Origin of the sequence: Labrys sp. 22185, from assembly GCF_052045555.1 — a bacterium.
GTDB lineage: Bacteria > Pseudomonadota > Alphaproteobacteria > Rhizobiales > Labraceae > Labrys > Labrys neptuniae.
In genome coordinates this window covers 126348-151983 of record NZ_JBQEPH010000001.1, presented here as the reverse complement: position 1 = coordinate 151983, position 25636 = coordinate 126348, and the positions used below count along the sequence as shown (strand labels likewise).

Genomic DNA, 25636 nt, shown 5'->3' with positions numbered 1-25636 from the left:
GCAATGCTGAAGAATTTCGGCGACGAGATCTGGATTGCGGATGGCCCGACCACCTCGGTGGCCGGCTTTCACTACCCCACCCGCATGGCCATCATCCGGCTATCCGGCGGCGATCTCCTCGTCTGGTCCCCGATCGCCTTGTCGCAGGATCTGCGGGCGCAGGTCGACGCACTGGGCGCGGTGCGCTGCCTGGTGCCGCCCAATTCGCTTCATCACCTCTTTCTGGGCGATTGGCAGCGCGCCTATCCCGGCGCCAGCGTCTATGCGCCGCCCGGCCTCAGGGCCAAGCGCAAGGAGATCCGCTTTGACCTCGATCTCGGCGAGGCGCCCATCCCGGCCTGGGCCGATGACCTCGACCATGTCCTCGTGCCGGGCAATCTGATCACCACCGAGGCGGTGTTCTTCCATCGCCCGAGCCGGACGACGCTGTTCACCGATCTCATCCAGCATTTCGACGCCGCCTGGTTCGAGGGCTGGCGGGCAGTGGTGGCGAAACTCGACCTCATGGTCGCCCCCGAGCCATCGGTGCCCCGCAAGTTCCGCATGGCCTTCGTGAACCGGCCAGCCGCGCGCGAGGCGATCAGGCACATCCTGGCGTGGCCGACCGAGAAGGTGCTGATGGCGCATGGCGAGCCCGTAACAGGGGACGGCCAGGCTTTCCTCGCCAGGGCCTTCGCCTGGCTGATCAAATGATGCACCGCTCAGGGATTGCGGGTACGGCCCGCTACGACGGCCGGTGACCGCGCGACGATGACGATCCCCGCTAGGGAAACCACCAGGCCCACCGCCATGGCCCAGGACAGCGGCTCACCGAACATCAGCCAGGCCCAGATCATCGTCACTGGGGGGCTGAGATACAGCACCGAGGTGACGCGGGTGGGTGAGGATTTGCGCAGGGCGATATAATAGAGGCTCCAGGCGCCGAAGGTCGCCACGAAGACCAGCCAGAGGATGCCGCCGATAAAACCCCTGTCGAGAACGGGCAGGACGCCGCCCTCATGCCAGGCGAACAGGGCGAAGATCGCCGAAGCGGACAGGCACTGGATGCACAGGCTCTGATGCACGGGCATGGCGCCGGCGGGGCTGCGCTTCTGCAGCAAGGTCGCCAGGGCCAGCGACAGCGTGCCGAGTACGGGCAGGCCATAGGCCCAGAGCGGGACATGACCCATGTCGAGAGACCAGCCCGAGGCGATCAGGACGCCTGCCAGGCCGAGGAATGAACCGAGCCACTGGCGCGCGCTCAAGGCCTGCCCCAGCACCGGCCAGGACAGGATGGCCACGGCCAGGGGCAGCATGTCGGCAATCAAGGCGACGAGGCCGGTCGGCACGCCGAAGACGATCGCCAAAGCGAAGCCGGCAAGGTAGCCGGACATCGCCAGCGCGCCGAACCATATCTGCGGCAGGACATCCTTCCAGCGCAGCGATGGTCCAATGGTGAGCGCGAAGGGCAGCAGGACCAGGCCGGAGACCAGGCTGCGCCACAGCAGGATCAGGAAGATCGGGGCATGATCGATCGCAAACCGGATGCCGACGAACCCGGCGCTCCATGAGATCACCAATGCGGCTTCGAGCATGAGCAGCGCGGCGATCGCCACAATCTTGCTTTCCCGGGGAGAGGGCGTGCTGAGGGTTTCACTCATGGGATTGACAACCGGTCTCAGAACCGCTCCAGGATCGAGGCGGCAATCCTGCGTGCGGTCTTCAGGCGACCGTCATGCCCATCCAGCCCGGCACGCGACATGGCGCCTTCGAGCAAGAAGGAAAGATGTTCGGCGGTTTCGACGATCGCCGTAGCCGCCTCCGGCCGCATCTCGCCGAGATAGGCCCTGAACAGGCGCTCGACTTCCTCCTTTTGCGAGGCGACCGACGCACGGCCCGGATCACCCACCGGAAGTTCCGCCGCTGCGTTAAGCAGCCCACAACCGCGAAAGCCCCAGTCATAGGCGGCCTCGGCATGATCCAGATAGGAATCGAAGATCGCCAGCACCCGCTCCTGCGGCGTTGCCGCGCTCTTGAGCCGCTCCTGATAGATCGCCTGCCATTCGGTGCGCCTGCCCTGGATATAGGCATTCACCAGATCGGCCTTGGACGAGAAATTATTGTAAAGGCTCATCTTGGCCACCCCGGCCCGCGCCGTGATGGCGTCGATACCGGTGGCGCCGACCCCTTCACTGTAGAACAGTTCCGCCGCTGCCTTCAGCAGACGCTCCCTGGCTGGCATGCGGCCCGTCATGATCCTCGCTCCGTGATTAGGTAGACCGATCTACCTAATCACCTCACCTGTCAAGCTCCTTCTCTGCAACGCGGCAGCTGATGAGCCTATCTCTCGGATTTACAGACGGCTTCGATGTGATGGCCATCCAGATCGATTACGAATGCGGCAAAATAGGTCGGGCCATAATGGGCGCGAAGGCCGGGTGCGCCATTGTCGGCACCGCCGCGCGCGAGAGCCGTCTCGTGAAACTGTGAAACCGCCTGCCGGCTGGGTGCGGCAAAGGCCAGATGGAAACCGGCGCCGGGAGACCGCGCCTGTTCGCGCCTCAACTTGATCGTGAACTTGTCGCCGCCGCCGGGCAACCCGTAGCCTACCGCCTGATCCGGGTCGTCAGGCTGCAGATCCTCCCACACGCGCACATAGCCGAGAGTCCCCAGCACTGCGTCGTAGAATGCGGCGGAGCGCCGGATCTCCGCGACGCCGAAGGAAATGTGATGCAACATGCCGAGCCCCTCTTTGGAACAGCCGATCGGTGCCGGCGAGAATCAGCTGGCGATCGTAGTCCATCCCCTCGCCGGACGCTCGCCAGCGACGATCAGACGGCATCCGCCTGCGCCACCGACTGGCCGCTCGCCTCGACCCTCTCCTCGGCGGGGCCGGTCTGCCGCGCCAGATTGAGGGCGGTGTTGATCAGCCCGATATGGCTGAAGGCCTGCGGAAAATTGCCGAGCATGCGTTCCGCGATCGGATCATATTCCTCGGACAGCAGTCCCACATCGTTGCAAAGGCCCACCAGCCGCTCATAGAGACGCCGCGCGTCGTCCTCGCGGCCCTGTAGCACATAGACATCCGCCAGCCAGAAGGTGCAGACCAGGAAGGCTCCCTCGCCCGGCGGCAGGCCGTCATCGACATGGTCCGTGTTGTAGCGCAGCAGAAAGCCGTCGCGCATCAGCATGGTCTCGACCGCCCTGACCGTGCCGATCACCCGGGGATCGTCCGCCGGCAGGAAGCCGACAAGCGGGATCTGCAGCAGGCTGGCGTCGATCGTCTTCGAGCCATAGGACTGCACGAAGCTATCGAGGTCGGGATCGAAGGCCTTGCGGCAGACATCGTCATGGATCTCGTCGGCCACGCGCTGGCAGCGCTCGGCAAAGGCGGGCCTGTCTCCGGACTTGATCGCCATGTTGGCGGCCCGGTGGAAGGCCACCCAAGCCATCACCTTGGAATGGGTGAAATGCTGCGCGCCGCCGCGCACCTCCCAGATCCCCTCGTCGGGACGGCGCCAGGCGGTTTCGAGGAAGTTCATGATGACTTCGCTGAGCGCCCGCGTGCGGGGATGGCGCTGCAGGCCGCCGGCAGCGGCCTGCATCATGGCATCGGCAACCTCGCCATAGACATCGAGCTGGAATTGCTCGGCAGCGGCATTGCCGATCCGCACCGGCCGCGATCCCTCATAGCCGCTGAGCCAATGGGGCTCCCATTCCAGGAGATTGCGCTCACCCGACAGGCCATACATGATCTGCATCTGCTCGGGAGCCCCGGCGATGGCCCGCATCAGCCATTCGCGCCAGGCGGACGCCTCCTCGTAATAGCCGAGCTTCATGAAGGCCTGCAGCGTCATGGTGGCATCACGCAGCCAGCAATAGCGGTAATCCCAGTTGCGCGGACCGCCGATCTGTTCGGGCAGCGAGGTGGTGGCGGCGGCCACGATGCCGCCCGTCGGCATATAGGTGAGCGCCTTCAGGGTGATCAGCGAGCGTTTGACGACATCGGTCCAGGGGCCGACGGATGGACAGCGCGCGGCAAAGTCGCGCCAATAGCTTTCCGTATTCGCCAGCGCGGCCTGGACATCGGGTTGGGTCGGCCGTGGCGTCGTGGAAGGGCCATAGGTCAGCACGAACGGCACCTGCTCGCCGGCGCTGACCTTGAACGAACCTGCGGTGTGCAGGTCCTCGCCCTCCAGAGGTACAGGCGTCGAGAGAATCAGCCGATCCGGTCCTGCCACCGCCGTGATGGTGCCGTCATCGGCCCTCGTGACCCAGGGCACGGTGCGGCCATAGTCGAAGCGCACCACGAAATCGGTGCTGAAGGCGACGGTGCCCTTCCGGCCCACCACCAGCCGGATGAGGTCGTTGGTGCCGTCGCGCAGCGGCATGAAATCGATCAGGGTGGCGACACCCTCATCCGTTTCGTAGGTCGTCTCCAGGATGAGGGTGTCGGGCCGATAGCGACGGCTGATCCGCGCCTTCCTGTCGGTGGCGGCAATGCGCCAGCGCCCGTTCTCCGGCGTGCCGAGCAGGGCCGCGAAACTGGCGGGCGAATCGAAACGGGGAAAGCACAGCCAATCGATGGACCCGTCGCGTGACACCAGGGCCGCCGTTTCACAGTCGCCGATGAGGGCATAATCTTCAATCCGAGACGTCAAGGGATCTCTCCTTTCGACAGCCGGGACGCGGCATGCCCATGACGGAGCACCTGCAGCGCCTTTTCGCGGAATTGGCTCATAGGCGGCATTTCGACCGGAGCCCCGGTGATTCACCCCTATCTTCTCCTCCGGAATGCGGCGATTTAGTGCCGAAACCGGAGGTTGCAGCCCGAGAGCGGCGAAGATCTCTCCCTGGAGGAACGATCGACCTGCCTCTCATCTGGTCCATCGTACTTTCGATTGCTATGGTCCGCACTCAAATCCGGCACCGCAACCGCGCTGCCAACAGCAGAAGGCCTCCAGCACATTGTCGGCGCTCACCCGTCTCCTTCCCACCTGGATGGTCCTGCTCCAGCGCTACTGGCCGCAATTGATGGCAATCTGGCTGATCGGCATGCTGGCCGAGGACGTGCTGACCGAGATCGCCGTGCGCATCGGCTTCCTCAATCGCCTGGCTGGCCTCTCGACGCTCACTCTGGTGGTTCTGGTCAAGCTGGTGGTGATCGTCGCCTTGTTCGAACTCGTCCGGCCTGGATTGCCTTCCCTGCAGGCGGCGGCAAGGGCGGCCGAATCACCAGAGAGCCAACCTCGGGAGAGTGGGCCCACCGGCTTCACCATGGCGCTGTCCCTGGCCCTGGTGCCGTTCTTCGCCTTCTATGCCGCCTGGGGCTTTCTCGGCGATACCGTACGCGAATATTCCAAGCTTGCCCTCGATCTGACTCCCTTTGGCGAGAATGCCCGCATTCTCGAAGTCAGCGGAGGCGGGCTGCTGCTGTTGCTGGTCGCCATTGCCTGGCTGGTGAGGCTGGGTGCCAAATATATGCACAAGCGCTCCAAGCGCGTGCTCTGGCCTTTCCTGATCGTGGTGTGCGAGGCCAATTGGGCCTTTATCGCGCTCTATGTGCTGCAGAACTGGCATGACAAGATCATGGCCTGGATTGCCGGCCTGCCGGAGTTCCTGAACCCCTCGCTGTTGCCGGCCGCTCGCGCGGCAAGCATCGCCCCGCCGGTCGAGGCTGCGTCCGCCTCCTGGTGGGACATGCTGTCGGCCCTGTTCTCCTACGCGCTCTATCCCGCCGTCTGGCTGACCCTGGCGGCGCTGGTCTACGGCTATGACATCGGACGGGCGGGGGCGTCCGTACAGGGCCGCTGGAGCAGGGCGATCGCACGCTGGGACGGATTACCCAAATTCCTGCGCGACTTTCTCGCCCATTTCGTGGCCGGTACGGCCAGGCGTTATCGCGCGCTGGCGGAGGGCCTCGGCCTGACTTTCGGCACGGGTCTCAGCCTGATCGTCGTCGTTCTCGTCGCCTTCCGTCTCCTGGACTGGGGTTCGGCCTGGGCCTGGTACGGCGCCGCCCGCCTGATAGGTCCTCATGAGATCGGCCTGTGGCAGATCATCGCCCACGGCCTCTCCATCCTGCTGGGCAGTCCGAGCGCACCCGGCAGCGGCGCCCTGATCATGCCCCTGAAGATCACGTTGCTCGCCGCTGGACTGGAAACGGGCTTTTCCCAGGGCCGGCAATGGCGCAGCGCGCGCCGGCCGATCAGCGCGGTTCCAGTTGGAAGCTGAGGGCGTCCGGCAGGGCCGAACGGAAGGAAAGCCGCACGGAAAGGTCCGAAGCGGCCTCGGACGGAAGCAGGAACTTCTCCTCGACCAGCGTCGGCTGGCCATCGAGGCCGATGGAACGGGCGGCCTCGAAACATCCCGCCACGGGCGTTGACTTCGGCTCCAGTGCACGGCTGATGTCGCGGGACAACACGAAGGACAACGGGCTCCAGCGCTGCCCCTGCCCATCGAGCAGGGTCAGGCTGCAGCCCAGCCAGATGGCCTGCCGCTGTGCCTCATCGACGACCCTCCCCTCGGGCACCGCCTTGAGGCGGACGATGAGAAGCTTGCGGTCCTTCGACAAGGGCAGGCGCGTACCCTCGCCGCCATCGACGAACTGGGCCGAAACGAGCGACCAGTCGGCACGTGCATAAGGGGCAGCCTCGCCAGGCTTGACCGTGGCGATGCGCAGTTCGTGCGAGGCGACATAGTCCAGGATGTCGACCCGGGCACCGAAGGCAAAGACGGCCAGCAGGAGCACGGGTATCGCGATCAGGCTGCGCCAGTACCAGCGCGTGGCGGGCCGGCTTTCCGGGAGTGCCTGTTCAGAGGGGGTCACGGCCGATCTCCAGGACGGTGCGACGGATGGCAGAACCTTCGTTGAGGGAGATGGCGAGCTGGGCTGTAAGCCGCGGAAAGGCCTCCCGCGAAACCACCAATTCTGCGCCTGCGAGTTCGTCGGCCGGCAGCTCGAATATGAAGAGGCCCTGCTGCTGCAGGCCCGGCTGCAACTCCTTGCCGGACAGCAATTGGGACATGCCGTCCACCCGCGGGCTCTGCATATAGGTCCGTCCGCTGGCCCCACGAAGCGAAACGCCCGCCAGCATGAGTGTGCGATTGGTGGCGGACGCATCCGCCGTTACCACGGCCCAGACGCCGCCGGTGCTGCGTTCGACCTTCTTGCCATAGCGCTGGAAGACCAGCAGTTCCGAGAGGATGAGCTTGTCGACTTTCAGGTTGAACCCGGCGGTTTGAGCAGGTGCTCCCTGTCTGCCCGTCGTCTCGATCGGCCCGGTGAGAACGGCATAGCCAGGTGTCGTCCAACGCAGCAGCGCCAGCAGGACGATGCCCGTCAGCACGATCATCACGGTGATGGCGGCATTCTTCATCCGGGAGCCCCAGCGGCATCGAGAGGCACGCTCACGCGCGCAACATCATGCGGATTGAACCAGCCCGGCGCTCCATAGAGATTGTCCTTGGGCTTGAAGGTCACACCGGCGACGGTGAGCTCCAGCGTCTTGGGCAATGCAGCATCGGCCGGCAGGGTCCAGACGGCCTGCAGACGCTCCGGCAGGCGGGGCTGGAGCGCCATCAGCCGCTCCCTGTCCCGGACGAGGTAGAAATCAGGCCCCTCGGCGCCAGCGACATTGGTGAGCTTCAGGATACCGGTTACGGCATTGGAGGTGCCTTCGGTGCGGTTGGCAAGCGTGAGTTCGAGCACCACCGCGCGGCGGCCGGCCTTGACCGGGCGGCCATCCGGCAGCACCGAGGCCGGGGCGGCCGCGTTCGGCGTGACGAGCCAGCGCCCCGCCTCGATCGTCTGTCCTGCCGCCCTGTTCGGCACTTGGTCGGGATTGCGCAGCTGATAGAGCGAGGCGCCCAGCGAAATCGCGGCGGCTGCAAACCCGCCGATGCCGGTCAGCACCTTCGTCTTGAGGCTCTGGCGCGAAAATCCTGCGCGCAGCTTCGACAATGTCCCATTCGCATCGGCCATGAAACCGACTTAGTCGCTGAACGCCGCCCGGGCAAGATGCCGCAGGCGGGGACGACATCGCACCCACGCGCAACTTCTGCATCATGCCCGTGTCGCGATCGTCACATTCACCGGGTTCTGCCGCTGCGGTATTCATTGCATGATGCCTGACATCGCGAGTCGCGGGAGGGGCCATGGCCGACGCGGATGCCATTGTCGTCGGGGCGGGCCTGGCCGGGCTGGTCGCGGCCACCGAGCTCACTGCCGCCGGCAAGCGGGTCATCCTGCTCGACCAGGAGCCTCGCCAGAATCTGGGCGGCCAGGCCTTCTGGTCGCTCGGCGGGCTCTTTTTGGTCGACAGCCCCGAGCAGCGACGCCTCGGTATCAGGGATAGTTTCGAACTCGCCTTGCAGGATTGGCTCGGCACGGCCGGCTTCGACCGCGAGGAGGATTACTGGCCGCGACGCTGGGCGGAGGCCTATCTCGCCTTCGCCGCCGGCGAGAAACGCGCCTGGCTGCGCGCCATGGGGCATCGGATCTTCCCCGTCGTCGGCTGGGCCGAGCGGGGTGGCGGCAGCGCCGGCGGCCCGGGCAATTCGGTGCCGCGCTTCCACATCACCTGGGGCACCGGCCCGGGCGTGGTCGAGCCATTCGAACGGCTCGCCTTGGCAGCCGAGGCGGAAGGCCGGCTCGCGCTGCGGTTCCGCCACCGCGTCGACGGCCTGATCCACGCCGGCGGGGCGATCACCGGTGTGGAAGGCAGCCTGCTCGCGCCCAGCGATGCGCCGCGCGGGGTCGCCACCTCGCGCGAGGTCGTGGGTCACTTTTCCCTGGCCGCGCCGATGACGATCGTCGCCAGCGGCGGCATCGGCGGCGACCTCGAGCTGGTGCGCCGCCATTGGCCGCAGCGGCTCGGCCAACCGCCGGAGACGATGGTCACCGGCGTCCCCGCCTATGTCGACGGGCGCATGCTGGCCATTGCGGCACAGGCAGGAGCGCGACTGATCAATCGTGACCGCATGTGGCACTATGTCGAAGGCGTCAGGAACTGGGATCCGATCTGGCCCGGGCACGGCATCCGCATCCTGCCCGGCCCCTCCCCGCTCTGGCTCGATGCCCGGGGCAATCGCCTGCCCGGCCCGCTCTATCCGGGCTTCGACACGCTGGGAACGCTGGCCCATCTGCGCGCCACCGGCTTCGACCATAGCTGGTTCATCCTGACCCAGAGCATCATCCGCAAGGAATTTGCACTCTCGGGCTCGGAGCAGAATCCCGACCTCACCGGCCGCGACTGGAAATTGACGCTGCGACGCGCCATCGGCCGGCGGGCGACCGGGCCGGTGGAAGCCTTCAAGCAGCATGGCGCCGACTTCGTGGTGGCAGAGGATCTGGAACGTCTCGTCGCCGGCATGAATGCCCTGACGCAGGGGCCCCTGCTCGACCCTGCCGCGATACGGCACTTGATCGAGGCACGCGACCGCGACCTTGCCAATGGCTTCGGCAAGGACGGCCAGATCATGGCCATCCGCAATGCCCGCCATTATCTCGGCGACCGGCTGATCCGCACGGCGCGGCCCCACGCTTTGCTCGATCCTGCCCATGGACCGCTGATCGCGGTCAAGCTCAACATCCTCACGCGCAAGACGCTGGGCGGCCTGGAAACCGACCTCGAGGGCCGGGTCTTCGGCGGGGACCTTGCTCCCCTGCCCGGCCTCTACGCCATAGGCGAGGCCGCCGGCTTCGGCGGTGGCGGCATGCATGGCTATCGGGCGCTGGAAGGTTCCTTTCTCGGCGGCTGCCTGTTCAGCGGGCGGCAGGCGGGTCGTGCGGTGGCCGCAGCGCTGTAGCCGCGGCCAGGCTTCGCGCGAAGACGATATCGACAAGCGTTCCAGGCGGCGGCAGTATGCCGGCATGAGCGTCCGCCTGCCTCAGAATTTCTCCCCTGCCACCGCCCGCACGGCCCTCGACGTCCTCGGCGCCGAGATCCGCGTGGAGAAGGCCGCTTCGCTGGAACGGGCGGGCGAGGCCGCCGGCCAGGCCATGGCCGCCCTGCATGCGGCGGCGCCAGAGGACCCCGGCCGCTCCCGCCTGCTCGCCGATGCCGTCGACGCGGTCTATGGCTATTTCATCCAGCGGGAGTTGATGGGCATGGCCTCCCATGGCGGTGTCATCCGCGAGCTCAAGATACCGCCCGAAGTGCTGGTCAGGCTGGGCGTCAGGCGCTGACACGGTCCATCGAGGACCGGGCGCCTTACAATTCCCCGATGCTGCCATCCGCCATGCGCCGCGCATAGACGGCGAGGACCAGGCGTTCGGAATGGATGAGATAGTCGCCGAGCATGGCGGCCGCCCTGTCGAACTGCCCCGCTTCGGCCAACTCTAGAATGGCGAGGTTCCTGTCGACGAAGGGAGCGTGCAGGAATTCGGCATCCTGCAACATGCCGAAGGCGAGCCGCAGCTCCGCCAGAACCTGGGCGAAGAGCAGGTTCAGCCTTTCGCTGTCGGCCAGTTCCACCACAGCCATATGAAAGGCCATGTTGGCCGTGCCCACCCCGGGCCAATCCTCCACCGCCCGGCAGCGCAGAGCTTCCTCGAAGGCATCGCGCATGCGCTTCTTGGCAGGGTGGCGCGGATAGGCCTGGGCGAGGGCCTGACATTCGATCAGGCGCCGGACGCGATAGATGTCGATGATGGAGGCGATGCTCGGCACCGCCACGAACACACCGCGATTGGGAACGTGCTTGAGCAGGCCGTCCTTGGTCAGCACCCGGAAGACCTCGCGCAGCGTGTTGCGGGAAATGGCCAGATCGTCGCTGAGCGCCTGCTCCGACAGGCGTTGTCCGGGGCCGAATTCGCCCTGTGTGATCTTGCGTCGCAATTGCTCGGCGACACGCTCGCCGAGCGTCAGGGCGGATGAGGCCGGACGGGGATCAGCCGGTTGCGTCATGGGGCGCTGCCTCGCGCCATTGTCCGATCTTCACTCAACGTTGCCATTCCATCTGTCCATGACGACGAGCCGGATTGTAGGGCAATCCTCGGGATTCACAACGAAGCCCCTGCGATCTCGACAGTGACAAACGGCCTGGGCTGAAAGGAAGGCGTGCTGCCGGGCAAGCCACGTCCGCGCCTGAAGGCCGAAACCCCGCTGCCGCCCCAAGCAGGACACGGCCAAAGGCCATCCCTTGCGGCCCGCTTTCCGATTGTTCGGGAAGCATCACGATATTGTTGAACAATAATTTATATACGTTCAATCAAAACTCTTGATCAAGGCATCAATTTCGATGATATTGCCGGCGGATCGGGAAATATCACCCTACAAGAACCGATCACTTATCCAGACCATCCAATGTCCCCGGGGAGCGAACACCGTGCCTAGTGACATCAGCCTATGGCCCCTCATCGGCGTGGCCATCATCGTCGCGGGCTTCGTCCTGCGCTTCAATCCCATGCTCGTCGTGATCGTTGCCGCCATCGGCACGGCTCTCGCTGCGAGTTTCCCGCCGCAGCAGGTTCTCTCCGCCATCGGCACCGGCTTCCTGAAAACGCGCAATCTGGCGGTGATCCTACTGCTGCCGCTCGCCGTGGTCGGCCTGCTCGAACGCCATGGCCTGCGCCAGCATGCCCAGGCCTGGATCAGCAGGATCCGCTCGGCGACGTCGGGCCGCCTGCTCATCGTCTATCTCGCAGCCCGGCAGCTGACGGCAGCGGTGGGCCTGACCAGCCTCGGCGGGCATCCCCAGATGGTGCGCCCGCTGATCGCACCCATGGCGGAAGGCGCGGCCGAGGTCCGGCATGGCTCGCTCACCGAGCGGGCCCGCCACAAGCTCAGGGCCTTTGCCGCTGCCACCGACAATGTCGGCCTGTTCTTCGGCGAGGACATCTTCGTCGCCTTCGGCGCGATCGTACTGATGACGACATTCCTCAGGGAGGCCGGCGTCGAGGTCGAGCCGCTTCATGTCGCCTTGTGGGGCATCCCGACGGCGCTGACGGCCTTCGCCATCCATGCCTTCCGGCTGTCTCGCCTCGATGCGGCCATTGCGCGCGATCTGGCCGAGGCTCCGTCCGACGCCGGCCTGCGGCCTGAAGCGCAGTCGGAGGGCTGACATGATCCTCTCCCTTTCCCACCTGTTCTATCTCGTCGGAGCGATCCTGGCCGTCACGGCCGTGATGACCCTGGCCGACCGCAACCATCCCAAGCGCTTCAGCAGCGCCCTGTTCTGGGGCCTTTATGCACTGGCCTTTCTGATCGGGGACTTCCTGCCGCCGGCCGTGGTCGGCGTGGGCGTCGTCGTGCTGGCGCTGATTGCCGGGCTCGGTGGGGTCGGTGCCGGCCGTCACCACATTCCCAGCGCCGCCGCAGCGGTGGCCAGTGCAAAGCGGCTCGGCAACAAGCTGTTCGTGCCGGCGCTTGCCATTCCGCTGCTGACCGTGGCCATCACGCTTTCGGGCCATTACGTCATCATCGGCGGCACGCCGCTGTTCGATCCCAAGAATACCACCCTGCTCGCCCTCGGCATCGCCTGCATCGTCGCGCTCGTCCTCGCCTGCTGGCTGACGCGCGAAACACCAGTCCAGGGCCTGCGCGAATCCCGCCGTCTCACCGATGCGCTCGGCTGGGCCCTGGTCCTGCCGCAGATGCTGGGCATGCTCGGCCTGGTCTTTTCCGATGCCGGTGTCGGCAAGGCGGTCGCCCACCTCACCACCAGCTATGTCAACATGGACCTGCGCCTGGTGGCGGTCGCTCTCTATGTCGTCGGCATGGCGCTGTTCACCGTGATCATGGGCAATGGCTTTGCCGCCTTTCCGGTGATGACGGGTGGGGTTGCTGTGCCGGTCCTGATCGGCGTCTATCACGGCAATCCCGCGGTGATCGCGGCCGTTGGCATGCTGTCGGGCTATTGCGGTACGCTGATGACGCCCATGGCGGCCAATTTCAACATCGTGCCGGCCGCATTGCTGGAGATCGACAAGAATGCCGTCATCCGCGCCCAGATTCCGACGGCGCTGGCGCTGCTCGCCGCCAATGTCGTACTGCTCTATGTCCTGATGCCTCTCTAGAGCAAAGCGCGCTCAGGCGTGAACGCTCATTTGCTCCGACTCTTTGGTTCGACGCGTCTTTGCGATTTGAAGTGCTTCATTCAAATCACAAAACGCTCTAGGACATCATTCGCGGAAAGCAGCCATGAGTTCCAAAAAGCCGCCGGACCAGACGCCGCCAAACCTGCTGATCACCGGCTTCGAAGCGTTCGAAGACGATGAGACCAACGCCTCCTGGGAGGTTGCCAGGGCACTGGATGGCTGGATCTGCGAGGGTGCCCTGGTCCGCGCGGTGCAACTGCCCTGCGTGTTCGGGGCCGCCATCGAGCGCTTGGACGAGGCCTTGAGACAATGGCGGCCTCGCCTCGTCATCAGCCTCGGACAGGCGAGCGGGCGCGCCGAGATCACACCCGAGCGCGTGGCGATCAATCTCGATGATGCGCGCATTGCCGACAATGAAGGACGCCAGCCGATCGATATCCCGGTGATATCGGGCGCGCCGGCTGCCTATTTCTCCTCGTTGCCGGTCAAGGCGATCGTGCGCGATCTCAGGTCGGCGGGGCTGCCGGCCTCGCTCTCCAACACCGCCGGCACCTTCGTGTGCAACCATGTCTTCTTCGCCCTGATGCATCGGCTGGCGACGCTGCGCCCGCTTGCCGGCGCAAGGGGCGGCTTCGTGCATATGCCCTGCCTGCCCGAGCATGCCGCCCGCCGACCCGGGCTGCCGAGCCTGGCGCTGGCGACGCAGGTCGAGGCCATCCGGCACCTCACGCACACCGCCCTCACCGTCCAGGAGGACGTGCGAGAGAGCGGCGGGCAAATCCATTGAGCCGCCAGGCAGCCGGGCGGCAAGAGCTTATCGGGAGCTTCGTGCCATGAACGTCGACCTCCACCACATCGATCTCAACAGCGATCTCGGCGAAAGCTTCGGCGCCTGGCGCATGGGCGACGACGAGGCGATGCTCGCCATCGTCTCCAGCGCCAATGTGGCCTGCGGCTTTCACGCCGGCGATCCCACCGGCATCCTCGCCACGCTGCGGGCCGCCACAGCCAAGGGCGTGACGGTCGGTGCGCATATCGCTTATCCCGATCTCGGCGGCTTCGGGCGGCGCAACATGGATGTGGCCAGCGAGGACCTGATCGCCGACACCATCTACCAGATCGGCGCGCTCAAGGGCCTAGCCACCGCCGCCGGTACCCGCGTGTCCTACGTCAAGCCGCATGGCGCCCTCTACAACACCATCGCCAAGGACCGGCGGCAGGCAGAGGCCATCATCGAAGGGATCCGGCAGATCGATCCCGGGCTCACTTTGGTGGCTCTGGCCGGCTCTCCCCTCATCGGCTGGGCGCGCGCGGCCGGCCTTGCCGTGGTCGCCGAGGCCTTTGCGGACAGGGGCTATATGCCCGACGGCTCGCTGGTGTCCCGCCGCGAGCCCGGCGCGGTGCTGCACGATCCGCAGCAGGTGGCGGCCCGCATGCTGCGCCTGGTGACCGACGGCACGGTTCCCGCCATCGACGGCAGTGCGGTCCGCATCGAGGCGGATTCGATCTGCGTCCATGGCGACAGCCCCGGCGCCGTCGCCATGGCCCGCGAAATCCGCGCCTTGCTGGAGCAATCAGGTGTGGCCGTCCGCTCCTTCATGGCTTCGACAGACGGAGAGCCTTGATGCGCTTCCTGCCGGTCAATCTCGACGCCATCATGGTGGAGCTCCCGGACCTGCCGCAGACCCTGGCTTTGCAGGCGTCCCTGCGCGCCGAGCCCATCACCGGCATCGAGGACATCGTGCCCGCGGCGAGGACCCTGCTGGTGCGCTTTCGTCCGGCAGCCATCGCACAACGGGAGCTGATCAGTGCCATCAGCCAGCGTCGCCTCGATGCCAAGGTCGAGCAGAGCGGTACCCTGATCGAGATCCCGGTTCGTTATGATGGGGAGGATCTCGCCGAAGTCGCCGATCTCCTCGAAATTCCGGTCGAGGAAGTGATCCGGCGCCATACCGGCAGCGACTATACCGTGGCCTTTACCGGCTTCGCGCCGGGCTTTGCCTATCTCAGCGGCGGCCATCCGAGCTTCGACCTGCCCCGGCGCGCCACGCCGCGTCCACGCCTGGCCGCAGGTTCCGTGGGTCTTGCCGGGCATTTCAGCGCCGTCTACCCGCAGGCCAGCCCCGGTGGCTGGCAGATCATCGGCGTGACGGACCTGCCGATGTGGGACCTTGCGCGCGAGCGCCCCGCTCTGCTGCAGCCCGGCGACCGCGTACGTTTCGTCGAAGCCAGCGGCAGGAAGGATCAGACGCGGAAACGCGACGCCAACGCTTCCCTCCCCCGGCTGGCACAAGGCCAGGATGAGGGCATCCCTTCTTCCATCCCGCTCCTCGACGTCATCAAGCCAAGTCCGCAGATGCTGTTCCAGGATCTGGGCCGCCCCGGTCAGGCGCGGCAGGGTGTCAGCGTTTCCGGCGCGATGGACCGCGCAGCCCTGCGCAGCGCCAACCGGCTGGTCGGCAACCCCAGCCCATTGCCAGGCATCGAGATCGCCTATGGCGGTTGCGAACTCCTCTGCCTCGGCGAGACTGTGGTCGCTGTCACCGGCGCCGAGGGACCGCTCACCCTGACGACCGCCGGAGGGTCCGTTTACCCCGTGCCGCGCTACGCCGCCATCGCACTCACTGCTGGCGACAGGCTGCATTTCGGGGAGCCCCAGGCTGGCATGCGCTCCTACCTCGCCGTCCGAGGCGGCTTCGCCGTTGCCCCGGTACTGGGCAGCGTCGCCACCGATACGCTCGCCCAGATCGGGCCGCCGGCCATTGCGGTCGGCGATCGCCTGTCCGGGCTGGTGCCATCACCCGGCGCCGTGACGGGGCTGCCGGACATCCCACCTGCGCTGCCCAGGCTGGGTGAACCCGTCATCCTCGACGTCGTCATGGGGCCGCGCAGCGACTGGCTCTCCGAAGCAGCGCTCGAGGACTTTGCCAACCAGTCCTGGTCGGTGACGCCCCAGTCCAATCGCATCGGTATCCGCCTCGCCGGCGAACGGGCGCTGAAGCGCGCACCGGCGAGCGAAGGCAAGGAATTGCCGAGCGAGGGCACCATCCAGGGCTCGATCCAGGTGCCCCCATCAGGCCAGCCGGTGCTGTTCCTCGCCGACCATCCGCTGACCGGCGGCTATCCCGTCATCGCCGCCGTCACCCCGTACCATCTCGATCGCGCCGGCCAGATTCCCATCGGAGCACAGATCCGTTTCCGGCCGATCACCCAGTTCCCAGGGGGACTATAATGCCCATCAAGAAGGTCCTGATCGCCAACCGGGGCGAGATTGCCGTGCGCGTGATACGGGCCTGCGCCGACTATGGCGTCGCCTCCGTCGCCGTCTACGCCGATGCCGACATCGACGCCCTGCATGCCCGCATGGCGGACGAGGCCTATGGCCTGGGTGGCGACAAGCCGGCCGAAACCTATCTCGACATCGACAAGCTCATCGCTATCGCCCGCCGCAGCGGCGCCGATGCCGTGCATCCGGGCTATGGCTTCCTCTCCGAACGCGCCAGTTTTGCGCAGGCCGTCATCGATGCCGGCCTGACCTGGATCGGCCCGCCTCCATCGGCCATCGAGCAATTGGGCGACAAGGTGCAGGCCCGCAAGCTCGCCTTGGCGGTCGGCGCGCCGCTGGTTGCCGGCACCGCCGATCCGGTCGGTGGCCCCGACGAGGTCCTCGCCTTTGCCGAAGAGCATGGCCTGCCGATCGCCATCAAGGCCGCCTTCGGCGGTGGCGGCCGCGGGCTGAAGGTCGCCTGGCACATGGACGAGGTCGCCGAGCTCTTTGACTCGGCCGTGCGCGAAGCGGTGACCGCCTTCGGGCGCGGCGAGTGCTTCGTCGAGCAATATCTCGATCGCCCCCGCCATATCGAGGCGCAGGTGATCGCCGACAGCCATGGTCATGTCGTGGTGGTCGGCACGCGCGACTGCTCGCTGCAGCGCCGCAACCAGAAGCTGGTGGAAGAGGCCCCGGCGCCCTTCCTCAGCGAGGAGCAGAGCGCCCGCATCCACCAGGCGGCGCGCGATATCTGCGCCAAGGCTGGCTATGTCAGCGCCGGCACCGTGGAATTCCTGCTGAGTGCCTCGGGCGCGATCTCCTTCCTGGAGGTCAATACCCGCCTGCAGGTGGAGCACCCGGTAACGGAGGAGACCGCCGGCATCGATCTGGTAGTCGAGCAGTTGCGCGTCGCCGATGGCCATCCCCTCAGCATCACCGAGACACCGGCGCCGCGAGGCCACGCCCTGGAGTTCCGCATCAATGCCGAGGATGTCGGGCGCGGCTTCCTGCCGGCCCCGGGCCTCATCACCGCCTTCGAGCCGCCTTCCGGCCCGGGCATCCGCCTGGATCCCGGCGTCGCCGCCGGCTCGACCATCCCCGGCAGTTTCGATTCGCTGATGGCCAAGCTCATCGTCACCGGTGCGACACGGGGCGAGGCCGTTGCGCGGGCCCGGCGCGCCCTCGCCGAATTCCGCATCGAGGGGGTCGCCTCGGTGCTGCCTTTCCATCGCACGGTGATCGGCCACACCGACTTTACCGGCGAGCAGGATTTCAAGGTCCACACCCGCTGGATCGAGACCGACTTTGCCGCCACCCTCGCCGCCGCCACACGGCCCGAACCGCTGCCGGCAGCGACACTGCTCCGCACCGCCGTGGAGATCGACGGCCGGCGTGTCACCCTCGGCCTGCCCCCCGCCCTGCTGGGCGGCCTCCAGGCCGTGCCATCAGCGGCGCCGGCGACAGCGGCACCAGCCGAGTCCTCGCCCGATGCGGTGATGGCGCCGATGGCCGGGACACTACGCTCCTGGCAGGTGGAAGACGGCGCCGAAGTCGCGGAGGGCGATGTCGTCGCCGTGATGGAGGCGATGAAGATGGAAATGCAAATCAAGGCCCACCGGGCCGGAAGTCTGACGCAGAAGGCTGAGGCGGGTGCCACAGTGACGGCAGGCACGGTGTTGGCACGCATTGGGTAGATCGCGGCACCACGCCCGAAAGAACAAGCGCGATGAGCCTTCTCCCCTTGTGGGAGAAAGTGCCCTCGAAGGGGCGGATGAGGGGGTCTTGCAACAGTGCCCGGAGGGTGGCACGACCCCTCATCCGACCTCGCTACGCGAGGCCACCTTCTCCCACAAGGGGAGAAGGCTGGTTGCGCCGATCTGGAAAGAGCCCGCCGTGATCCCCTGGAAGCATCTCGACACCGCAACGATCCCCCATGGCGGCGGCGAGTTGCGCCTCAAGCAGCGTGGCAGCGAATTCTCGATCATGCTCGGCAGCAACGAGCTGATGAACAGCCGGCTGAGCGGCTCGGAAGAGGCGCTGGCGACGATGGCCGCCGAACGCCTGGCGGCGCGCAGGCATCCTCGCATCCTGATCGGCGGCCTCGGCATGGGCTTCACTCTGCGCGCCGCGCTGGCAAGTTTCCCGGACGATGCCGAGATCGTGGTCGCCGAACTGGTGCCGGCCGTCGTGACCTGGGCCCAGGGACCGATGGCCGAGATCTTCAAGGGTAGCCTCGATGATCGGCGCGTCAGCATCGAACTCGGCGATGTCGACGGCGTGATCCGCGCCGGGCACCGCTTCGATGCGATCCTGCTCGACGTCGACAACGGCCCCGAAGGGCTGACCCATGCCGGCAATGACCGCCTCTACAGCCTGGAAGGCCTTGCGGCGGCCCGGGGAGCGCTGACGGCGGGCGGCCTGCTGGCCGTATGGTCTCAAGGCCCCTCTTCGGCCTTCGACAGGCGGCTGCGCCAGGCAGGCTTTGCGGTGGACGAGGCCCGGGTCCGGGCCAACAAGGGGCGAAGCGGCGCCCGGCATGTGATCTGGTTTGCGAAGAAGAGCTGACCGTGATCCAGCCGACGGCCGGCCTCTCCACGATCGCCGCTCTTGCCTCCTACGCCCTTGCAGCGCGCCGTTCGGCTGCATAACTCTTGAAGATCTTCCTTGCCCGCCCGGCGGGTATTGCGCATCCTGCCTTGCTGCGGGCGCTCTTCACCAAGATGAATGCCATGACACTTCGTTCGATCATGCGCTCGGTCGTGGCCGTGCGTGCCAAGATTCCACAGGACGCCTTCACCGCAACCGCGCTCGGCACCGAGCGGGAGGGCAGCGGCGTGGTCATCCGCGATGACGGGCTGGTGCTCACCATCGGCTATCTCGTCACAGAAGCCGACGAGATCTGGCTGACCACCCAGGATGGGCGCGTGGTTCCCGCCCATGTCATGGCCTATGACCAGGCGACAGGCTTCGGCCTGGTACAGGCGCTCGGCCGGCTCGGCCTACCGGCGCTGGGGCTCGGCAGCTCCGGCAAGGCGGCTGTCGGCGACGAGGCGGTGTTCGTCGACGGTACGGGGCGTCATGTCGACGCCCGTATCGTGGCCAAGCAGGAATTCGCCGGCTATTGGGAATATCTGCTCGACGAGGCGATCTTCATCGCGCCCGCCCATCCGGGCTGGGGTGGCGCGGCCCTGGTCGGCGAAGACGGCAGGCTGCTCGGCATCGGATCCCTGCTCCTGCAGATGGAACGCAGCGGCGAGGATTTCGACATCAACATGGTCGTGCCCATCGACCTCCTGCCGCCCATTCTCGACGATCTCCTGACGCGGGGCCAGGTCGACCAGCCACCGCGCCCCTGGCTCGGTGCCTTCTCGGCCGAAAGCAATGGCAAGGTCGTGGTCGCCAGCGTGGCCAAGGGGTCCCCGGCCGCCAAGGCGGGGCTGAAGGCAGGCGACATCATCTCCGACATCCGCAACGAGGAGGTCCGGGGCCTCGCCGATTTCTATCGCAAGGTGTGGAGCGGCGGCCCGGCCGGCGTCGAGGTGCCGATGCGGGTTCTGCGCGACGGCCGCGAGAGCTGGCTGCGCGTGAAATCGGCCGATCGCAACGCCTTCCTGCGCAAGCCGCCTTTGCAGTGAGACCTTCTCTTCCCGGGATCGCAGGCATCCTTGCCTGCTCTTGGACACGCTGAATTTGATGCAAAAGTGCAGGCAATCGCGACATGCAGGCATGTCGCTGAGATGCCTGCGATCCCAGAGCCGTCACATATCAGCCCGCGGCTTCCAGCTTGTCCTGCGTCCTGGTCTCGAAATCGCCGGCGTCATGGCGCTCGCGCAACTGGCTCGACGGCTCGCCCGAGGTGCGGTTGACCATGCGCCCGCGCTGCACCGCCGGCCGCTGGAAGATCGCCTCGGCCCAGCGCTGCACATTCTTGTAGTCCTCGACCTGCAGGAACTCGGCCGCGCCATACTGCCAGCCCCGGGCCAGACCGCCATACCAGGGCCAGACGGCCATGTCGGCGATGGTGTAGTCGCTGCCGGCCAGATATTCGACCTCGCCCAGGCGGCGGTCGAGCACGTCGAGCTGGCGCTTCACCTCCATGGCGAAACGGTCTATGGCATATTCGATCTTGGTCGGTGCATAGGCGTAGAAATGGCCGAAGCCACCGCCGAGATAGGGCGCGCTGCCCATCTGCCAGAACAGCCAGGACATGCATTCGGCGCGGGTGGCCGGGTCCTTCGGCAGGAACTCGCCGAACTTCTCGGCGAGATAGAACAGGATCGAGCCGGATTCGAACACGCGGATCGGTTCGGGGCCGCTGCGATCGAGCAAGGCCGGGATCTTGGAGTTCGGGTTGACATCGACGAAGCCCGAGCCGAACTGGTCGCCCTTGCCGATCTCGATCAGCCAGGCATCGTATTCGGCGCCCTTGTGGCCGCGGGCCAGCAATTCCTCCAGCAGGATGGTGACCTTGACGCCGTTCGGCGTGCCCAGCGAATAGAGCTGGAGGGGATGGCGGCCGACCGGCAATTCCTTGTCATGGGTGGGGCCGGCGATCGGCCGGTTGATATTGGCGAACGCACCGCCATTCGCCTTGTTCCAGGTCCAGATCTTCGGGGGCGTGTAGTCGGACGAACCGGTCATTCTCGAACTCCAGGTCAGAGCCTATCAGTGAAAGGGCCAGCGAGTGCAGGGGCTGCCTTCATGGCAGATAGGGTGAGGCGGAAGCTCATGCTAGGGCAAGACAGGTGGCTCTGCCCCAGAAAATCCCGGCTTCGCCTCCCCTCACCGCTTTATCCCGCGCGCAGAGCCTGCTATTCACGCCCGCATGACATATATGCTGCGCATAGCCCGAATTATCGTCCCGGCTTCCGCGTGCGGGCTCGGCTGAGCTCCGCGGAAGGTCCGGGTTTGCGCCGCTTTTCCCTTTCCTCCGTATCGACGGATCCCTGTTCATGACCGATGTTGCGTCCCCCTCCAGCGAGACCGCCGAGAGCTCGAAGGCGAGCTCTGGGGCTTTCGACTATTCCAAGACCCTGTTTCTGCCGCAGACGGCCTTCCCCATGCGCGGCGGCCTGCCGCAGAAGGAGCCGGAGATCCTGGCCCGCTGGCAGAGCCAGAATCTGCGCCAGCGCCTGCGCGACACATCGGCCGGCCGGCCGAAATTCGTGCTGCATGACGGCCCGCCCTATGCCAATGGCAACATCCATATCGGCCATGCGCTCAACAAGATCCTCAAGGACCTGGTAGCGCGCTCGCAGCAGATGCTCGGCTTCGATTCCAACTATGTGCCGGGCTGGGACTGCCACGGCCTGCCGATCGAATGGAAGATCGAGGAGCAGTACCGCGCCAAGGGCAAGAACAAGGACGAGGTGCCGCTGGTCGAGTTCCGGCGCGAATGCCGGGCCTTTGCCGAGCATTGGGTCGGCGTGCAGCGCGAGGAGTTCAAGCGCCTGGGGGTCGAGGGCGATTGGGAACACCCCTATCTCACCATGGCCTATGCGGCCGAGGCGCAGATCGCCCGCGAGATCATGAAATTCGCCATGAGCGACCAGCTCTATCGCGGCTCAAAGCCGGTGATGTGGTCGGTGGTGGAGAAGACCTCCCTGGCCGAGGCCGAGATCGAGTATGAGGACCATACCTCCGACATGATCTGGGCGAAGTTCCCGGTGCGCTCGGGTGCCACCCGTGACGAGTTGGCCCAGGCTGCGGTGGTGATCTGGACCACCACGCCCTGGACCATCCCCGGCAACCGCGCCGTCGCCTATTCGAGCCGCGTCGCCTATGGGCTCTACCGCGTCACATCAGCGCCCGAAAACAACTGGGCCAAGGTCGGCGACAGCTTCATCCTGGCGGACAAGCTCGCCGAGGAGGTCTTCAAGTCGGCCAAGGTGGAAGCCTTCGAGCGCCTCGGCGGCGTCGAGGCCGGCGAGCTTGCCGCCCTGACCGTGGCCCATCCGCTAGCGGGCTTCGATCCCTTCTATGGCTTTGCCGTGCCCCTGCTCGAGGGCGAGCACGTCACCGACGAGGCCGGCACCGGCTTCGTGCATACGGCCCCCAGCCACGGCCGCGAGGACTTCGACGTCTGGACGGCACATCAGCGCGAGCTGACTGCCCGCGGCATCAACACGCACATCCCCTATCCCGTCGATGGCGACAGCTTCTACACGGCGGACGCCCCCGGCTTCGCCGGCAAGCGCGTCATCACCGAAAAGGGCGACAAGGGCGACGCCAATGACGCGGTGATCAAGGCACTGGTCGCCGATGGCAAGCTGGTGGCCCGTGGCCGTATCAAGCATCAGTATCCCCATTCCTGGCGCTCGAAGAAGCCGGTGATCTTCCGCAACACGCCGCAATGGTTCATCGCGATGGACAAGCCCATCGACGAGGTGGCTCCGGGCACCGTACCGGCGGCGACGCCGGCCCGCACGGAGGGCGGCGTCCTGCGCAACGATGTCGGGCCGACGCTCGGCGACGGTTCGTCGCTGCGCGAGCTCGCCCTCAACGCCATCCGGCAGACGCAATGGGTGCCGGCGGCCGGCGAGAACCGCATCACCGGCATGATCGCCAACCGCCCGGACTGGGTGGTTTCGCGCCAGCGCGCCTGGGGCGTGCCGATCGCCGTGTTCATGCGCGACAAGCCGGGTGGCGGCGTCGAGATCCTCAAGGACGAGGCCGTCAACCAGGCCATATCAGCGGCCTTCGAAACCGAAGGCGCCGACGCCTGGTACCAGGAGGGCGCCTCCGAGCGCTTCCTCGGCGCTCGCGCCGGTGAAGGTTGGGTCAAGGTCAACGACATCCTCGACGTCTGGTTCGATTCCGGCTCCACCCACGCCTTCACGCTGGAGGACCCACGCCACTTCCCGGGCCTTGCGGGCATCAAGCGCAAGGTCGATGGCGGCGATGATAGCGTGATGTATCTGGAAGGTTCGGACCAGCACCGCGGCTGGTTCCATTCCTCGCTCCTGGAAAGCTGCGGCACGCGCGGGCGGGCACCCTACGACATCGTGGTCACCCACGGCTTCACGCTCGACGAGCAGGGCCGCAAGATGTCGAAGTCCATCGGCAACACCGTAGCTCCGCAGGACGTGATCAAGCGTTCCGGCGCCGATATTCTGCGCCTGTGGGTCGCCACCACCGACTATGCCGACGACCAGCGCATCGGGCCCGAGATCCTGAAGACGGTGGAGGACACCTACCGCAAGCTGCGCAACACCATCCGCTGGATGCTGGGCACGCTCGCCCATTTCGAGGCCGGCGATAGCGTTGCCGCCGCCGAGATGCCGGAACTCGAGCGGCTGATGCTGCACCGGCTGGCCGAGCTCGACGGCGAGGTGCGCGCCGCTTATGAAAGCTATGACTACAAGCGCGTGGTCGCCTTGCTGGCGACCTTCATGACGGCGGACCTCTCCGCCTTCTATTTCGACGTGCGCAAGGACGCGCTCTATTGCGATCCGAAATCGTCCCTGCGCCGCCGGGCCGCGCTGAGCGTGGTCGACACGCTCTTCACCTGCCTGACGACCTGGCTGGCGCCAGTGCTGTGCTTCACCATGGAGGAAGCCTGGACCTCGCGCTTCGGCCAGGAGAACTCGGTGCATCTGCAGCCTTTCGCGGCAGCCGATCCTGCCTGGCTCGACCCGGCGCTCGCCGAGAAATGGGAGCTCGTGCGCGAGGCGCGACGCGTGGTGACCGGCGCGCTGGAGCATGAACGCGCCGCCAAGCGCATCGGCTCCTCGCTGGAAGCCGCGCCGGTCGTCCACGTCGCCGACGAGGCAACGCTGGCGGTTCTGCGCAGCGTCGATTTCGAGGATGTCTGCATCGTCTCGGGGCTGACGCTCGTGGCCGGCGAAGGCCCTGCCGAGGCCTATCGCCTCGACGGCGTTGCCGGCATTGCCGTGGTTCCCGGCCGGGCCGATGGTATCAAATGCGCGCGTTCCTGGCGCTATTTCGATCCGAAGACCGCCGATCCCGCCTTCCCCGACATCACCCCGCGCGACGCGGCGGCGATGCGCGAATGGCAGGCGGCGGAGGCCTGAGCGATGAAGTCGATTTTTTTTGGGCGCTACACCCTCATCGGGGTGATGGTGGCGGTTCTCGCCATCATCATCGATCAGGGCTTCAAATATTGGGCGCTCCACATTTTCCAGATCGGTGAGCTGATCATGTATCAGGAGGCCGTCGACTGGACGCCCTTCCTGAAGTTCACCCTGGTCTGGAATCGTGGCGTATCGTTCGGCCTGTTCCAGCAGGAGAGCGAGATCGGCCTGATCCTGCTCGTCGCCTTTCGCCTCATCGCCACCGTGCTTCTTCTGGCATGGCTTGCCCGTATCCACACGAAATCATCGGCGATCGGCATCGGCCTGATCATAGGCGGCGCCATCGGCAATGCCGTCGACGGATTGCTGGCGATAGAGGGACCGTTGGCCCCCAATTGGCTGCAGCGGGAAGGCGTTGCCGACTTCTTCCTGCTCCATGCCGGCGATTTTTCCTGGTATGTCTTCAACCTGGCCGATGTCGCCATCGTTGCGGGCGTGGCCCTGCTGTTGTATGACATGGTGGTGAACAAAGAGCCGCAGACGCACGGGTCTTCCTGACTTTTTCAGGTACTGGTTGCCCGGAGGAATGGTGGTTTCTTGGTTTTGACGCATTTTCCGGGCAGTAGAGCGAAGGTCTCTCCCGGAATTTGCACCGAAATCTAGCAGTGATTGGGATACAGGATGCGGACAAAGATTTGGCTTGGCCTGGCTGCGGCGACGGCACTGGTTGCCCTGGCGCCGACGGGTGCGGCGAATGCGCAGTCCCTCGGTCAGAACTTCTTCCAGAAGATGCTCGGCACCGGTGACGATGCACCGGCAATCAATTATTCCGACCGTGCGCCGCTGGCAAAGCCGGGCAAGCTCGACCTGCCACCGCCCGGCACGGCTGCGACTTCGGACAATGACCCGAACTGGCCGGTGGATCCCGACTACAAGAAGCGCAAGGCCGCCGGCGTGATGCCGCGCAGCAAGGCCGAGCATGGCGATGGCCGGCTCTCGCCTGACGAGATGGCGGCAGGCCGCGTGCCGGGTGCCGGTCGGGTCGACGCGCCGGAGCCGTTCGATGCGGCCAAGGCCAGTTCGGTTCCGCTCAAGCCCAGTGAGCTGCAGAAGCGCCTCAACCTCGGCGAGGACAACACGCCACTCGCGGCCGGCGTCGAACCGCCACGCCGTTCCTTGACCGAGCCGCCGGTTGGCTATCGCAAGCCACTCGCCTCGGCGCCGCTTGCCGGCAACGAACCCCTGCCTTCCGAAGGCAACAAGAGCGAATCCTGGTTCGACCGGGTCTTCAAGACCCCGCGGGTCAAGTAGGAA

General features: G+C 66.2%; 24 protein-coding genes. 15 read left to right on the top strand and 9 right to left on the bottom strand.

Annotated elements, in window-relative coordinates; all coding sequences use genetic code 11:
* Positions 1-3: 3 nt before the first annotated feature.
* Complete coding sequence (locus ACTJKX_RS00705) at positions 4-693, top strand: DUF4336 domain-containing protein (protein WP_311933830.1); 690 nt, start codon at positions 4-6, stop codon at positions 691-693.
* Positions 694-701: 8 nt separating this feature from the next.
* On the opposite strand, the gene ACTJKX_RS00700 is transcribed toward ACTJKX_RS00705, so the two are convergent.
* The 4 genes from ACTJKX_RS00700 to ACTJKX_RS00685 form a co-directional block, all read right to left on the bottom strand.
* Positions 702-1640, bottom strand: a complete 939-nt coding sequence (locus ACTJKX_RS00700) for a DMT family transporter (protein ID WP_394310457.1) — start codon at positions 1638-1640, stop codon at positions 702-704.
* A 17-nt stretch (positions 1641-1657) separates the two neighbouring features.
* Positions 1658-2233: a TetR/AcrR family transcriptional regulator gene (locus ACTJKX_RS00695; protein WP_440724048.1), complete on the bottom strand. Its 576-nt coding sequence runs from the start codon at positions 2231-2233 to the stop codon at positions 1658-1660.
* Positions 2234-2319: 86 nt separating this feature from the next.
* Positions 2320-2718 carry a VOC family protein gene (locus tag ACTJKX_RS00690; RefSeq protein WP_440724047.1) on the bottom strand — a complete coding sequence of 133 codons (399 nt, stop codon included), beginning with the start codon at positions 2716-2718 and terminating at the stop codon, positions 2320-2322.
* A gap of 92 nt (positions 2719-2810) precedes the next feature.
* On the bottom strand, positions 2811-4640 hold the full coding sequence (locus ACTJKX_RS00685; protein ID WP_440724046.1) for a glycoside hydrolase family 15 protein: 1830 nt from the start codon (positions 4638-4640) through the stop codon (positions 2811-2813).
* Positions 4641-4947: 307 nt separating this feature from the next.
* Here ACTJKX_RS00685 and ACTJKX_RS00680 point away from each other — a divergent pair, with 307 nt between their 5' ends.
* Positions 4948-6213 carry a hypothetical protein gene (locus ACTJKX_RS00680; protein ID WP_440724045.1) on the top strand — a complete coding sequence of 422 codons (1266 nt, stop codon included), beginning with the start codon at positions 4948-4950 and terminating at the stop codon, positions 6211-6213.
* Here the strand turns inward: ACTJKX_RS00680 and ACTJKX_RS00675 are convergent.
* Genes ACTJKX_RS00675 through ACTJKX_RS00665 form a run of 3 tightly spaced genes read right to left on the bottom strand, consistent with a single transcriptional unit; the run spans position 6188 to position 7963 of the window.
* Positions 6188-6808: a hypothetical protein gene (locus ACTJKX_RS00675; RefSeq protein ID WP_367624243.1), complete on the bottom strand. Its 621-nt coding sequence runs from the start codon at positions 6806-6808 to the stop codon at positions 6188-6190. The genes ACTJKX_RS00680 and ACTJKX_RS00675 overlap by 26 nt on opposite strands.
* Complete coding sequence (locus ACTJKX_RS00670) at positions 6795-7358, bottom strand: hypothetical protein (RefSeq protein WP_440724044.1); 564 nt, start codon at positions 7356-7358, stop codon at positions 6795-6797. The genes ACTJKX_RS00675 and ACTJKX_RS00670 overlap by 14 nt, the downstream gene beginning before the upstream one ends.
* The gene (locus tag ACTJKX_RS00665) at positions 7355-7963 is read right to left on the bottom strand and encodes a hypothetical protein (RefSeq protein WP_367624245.1); all 609 of its coding nucleotides are present in this window, start codon (positions 7961-7963) and stop codon (positions 7355-7357) included. Before ACTJKX_RS00665 ends, ACTJKX_RS00670 begins: the two co-directional genes overlap by 4 nt.
* Before the next feature lie 173 nt (positions 7964-8136).
* Between ACTJKX_RS00665 and ACTJKX_RS00660 the strand changes: the two genes are divergently transcribed.
* Positions 8137-9789 (top strand): FAD-binding dehydrogenase, encoded by a 1653-nt coding sequence (locus ACTJKX_RS00660; RefSeq protein WP_440724043.1) that lies wholly within the window; start codon positions 8137-8139, stop codon positions 9787-9789.
* A 64-nt stretch (positions 9790-9853) separates the two neighbouring features.
* A complete protein-coding gene (locus ACTJKX_RS00655; RefSeq protein WP_311933851.1) occupies positions 9854-10168 on the top strand; it encodes a DUF6665 family protein in 315 nt (104 codons plus the stop codon).
* A gap of 25 nt (positions 10169-10193) precedes the next feature.
* On the opposite strand, the gene ACTJKX_RS00650 is transcribed toward ACTJKX_RS00655, so the two are convergent.
* Complete coding sequence (locus ACTJKX_RS00650; RefSeq protein ID WP_311933854.1) at positions 10194-10889, bottom strand: GntR family transcriptional regulator; 696 nt, start codon at positions 10887-10889, stop codon at positions 10194-10196.
* A gap of 421 nt (positions 10890-11310) precedes the next feature.
* Here ACTJKX_RS00650 and ACTJKX_RS00645 point away from each other — a divergent pair, with 421 nt between their 5' ends.
* The 8 genes from ACTJKX_RS00645 (at position 11311) to ACTJKX_RS00610 (ending at position 19924) form a co-directional block, all read left to right on the top strand.
* Positions 11311-12045 (top strand): DUF969 domain-containing protein, encoded by a 735-nt coding sequence (locus tag ACTJKX_RS00645; protein ID WP_440724042.1) that lies wholly within the window; start codon positions 11311-11313, stop codon positions 12043-12045.
* A 1-nt stretch (position 12046) separates the two neighbouring features.
* Positions 12047-13000, top strand: coding sequence for a DUF979 domain-containing protein (locus tag ACTJKX_RS00640; protein ID WP_440724041.1), 954 nt, complete (start codon positions 12047-12049; stop codon positions 12998-13000).
* Between the two features lie 124 nt (positions 13001-13124).
* The gene (gene pcp, locus ACTJKX_RS00635; protein ID WP_440724040.1) at positions 13125-13808 is read left to right on the top strand and encodes a pyroglutamyl-peptidase I; all 684 of its coding nucleotides are present in this window, start codon (positions 13125-13127) and stop codon (positions 13806-13808) included.
* 46 nt (positions 13809-13854) lie between these two features.
* Positions 13855-14646, top strand: coding sequence for a LamB/YcsF family protein (locus ACTJKX_RS00630; RefSeq protein WP_440724039.1), 792 nt, complete (start codon positions 13855-13857; stop codon positions 14644-14646).
* Positions 14646-16253 (top strand): 5-oxoprolinase/urea amidolyase family protein, encoded by a 1608-nt coding sequence (locus ACTJKX_RS00625; protein ID WP_440724038.1) that lies wholly within the window; start codon positions 14646-14648, stop codon positions 16251-16253. Before ACTJKX_RS00630 ends, ACTJKX_RS00625 begins: the two co-directional genes overlap by 1 nt.
* Positions 16254-16258: 5 nt before the next feature.
* Positions 16259-17983, top strand: a complete 1725-nt coding sequence (locus tag ACTJKX_RS00620; RefSeq protein ID WP_440724493.1) for an acetyl/propionyl/methylcrotonyl-CoA carboxylase subunit alpha — start codon at positions 16259-16261, stop codon at positions 17981-17983.
* Positions 17984-18182: 199 nt separating this feature from the next.
* A complete protein-coding gene (locus tag ACTJKX_RS00615) occupies positions 18183-18854 on the top strand; it encodes a hypothetical protein (RefSeq protein WP_440724492.1) in 672 nt (223 codons plus the stop codon).
* A 164-nt stretch (positions 18855-19018) separates the two neighbouring features.
* A complete protein-coding gene (locus ACTJKX_RS00610) occupies positions 19019-19924 on the top strand; it encodes a S1C family serine protease (protein ID WP_394310479.1) in 906 nt (301 codons plus the stop codon).
* A 130-nt stretch (positions 19925-20054) separates the two neighbouring features.
* Here ACTJKX_RS00610 and yghU read toward each other — a convergent pair whose 3' ends face one another.
* Complete coding sequence (gene yghU / locus ACTJKX_RS00605) at positions 20055-20930, bottom strand: glutathione-dependent disulfide-bond oxidoreductase (protein WP_440724037.1); 876 nt, start codon at positions 20928-20930, stop codon at positions 20055-20057.
* Between the two features lie 311 nt (positions 20931-21241).
* Here yghU and ileS point away from each other — a divergent pair, with 311 nt between their 5' ends.
* The 3 genes from ileS (at position 21242) to ACTJKX_RS00590 (ending at position 25633) form a co-directional block, all read left to right on the top strand.
* Positions 21242-24322 carry an isoleucine--tRNA ligase gene (gene ileS, locus ACTJKX_RS00600; RefSeq protein ID WP_440724036.1) on the top strand — a complete coding sequence of 1027 codons (3081 nt, stop codon included), beginning with the start codon at positions 21242-21244 and terminating at the stop codon, positions 24320-24322.
* Between the two features lie 3 nt (positions 24323-24325).
* Entirely contained in the window at positions 24326-24880 is a 555-nt protein-coding gene (lspA, locus tag ACTJKX_RS00595) for a signal peptidase II (protein WP_440724035.1), read from the top strand.
* A gap of 123 nt (positions 24881-25003) precedes the next feature.
* Complete coding sequence (locus ACTJKX_RS00590) at positions 25004-25633, top strand: hypothetical protein (protein ID WP_311944690.1); 630 nt, start codon at positions 25004-25006, stop codon at positions 25631-25633.
* The last annotated feature ends 3 nt before the right edge of the window (positions 25634-25636 follow it).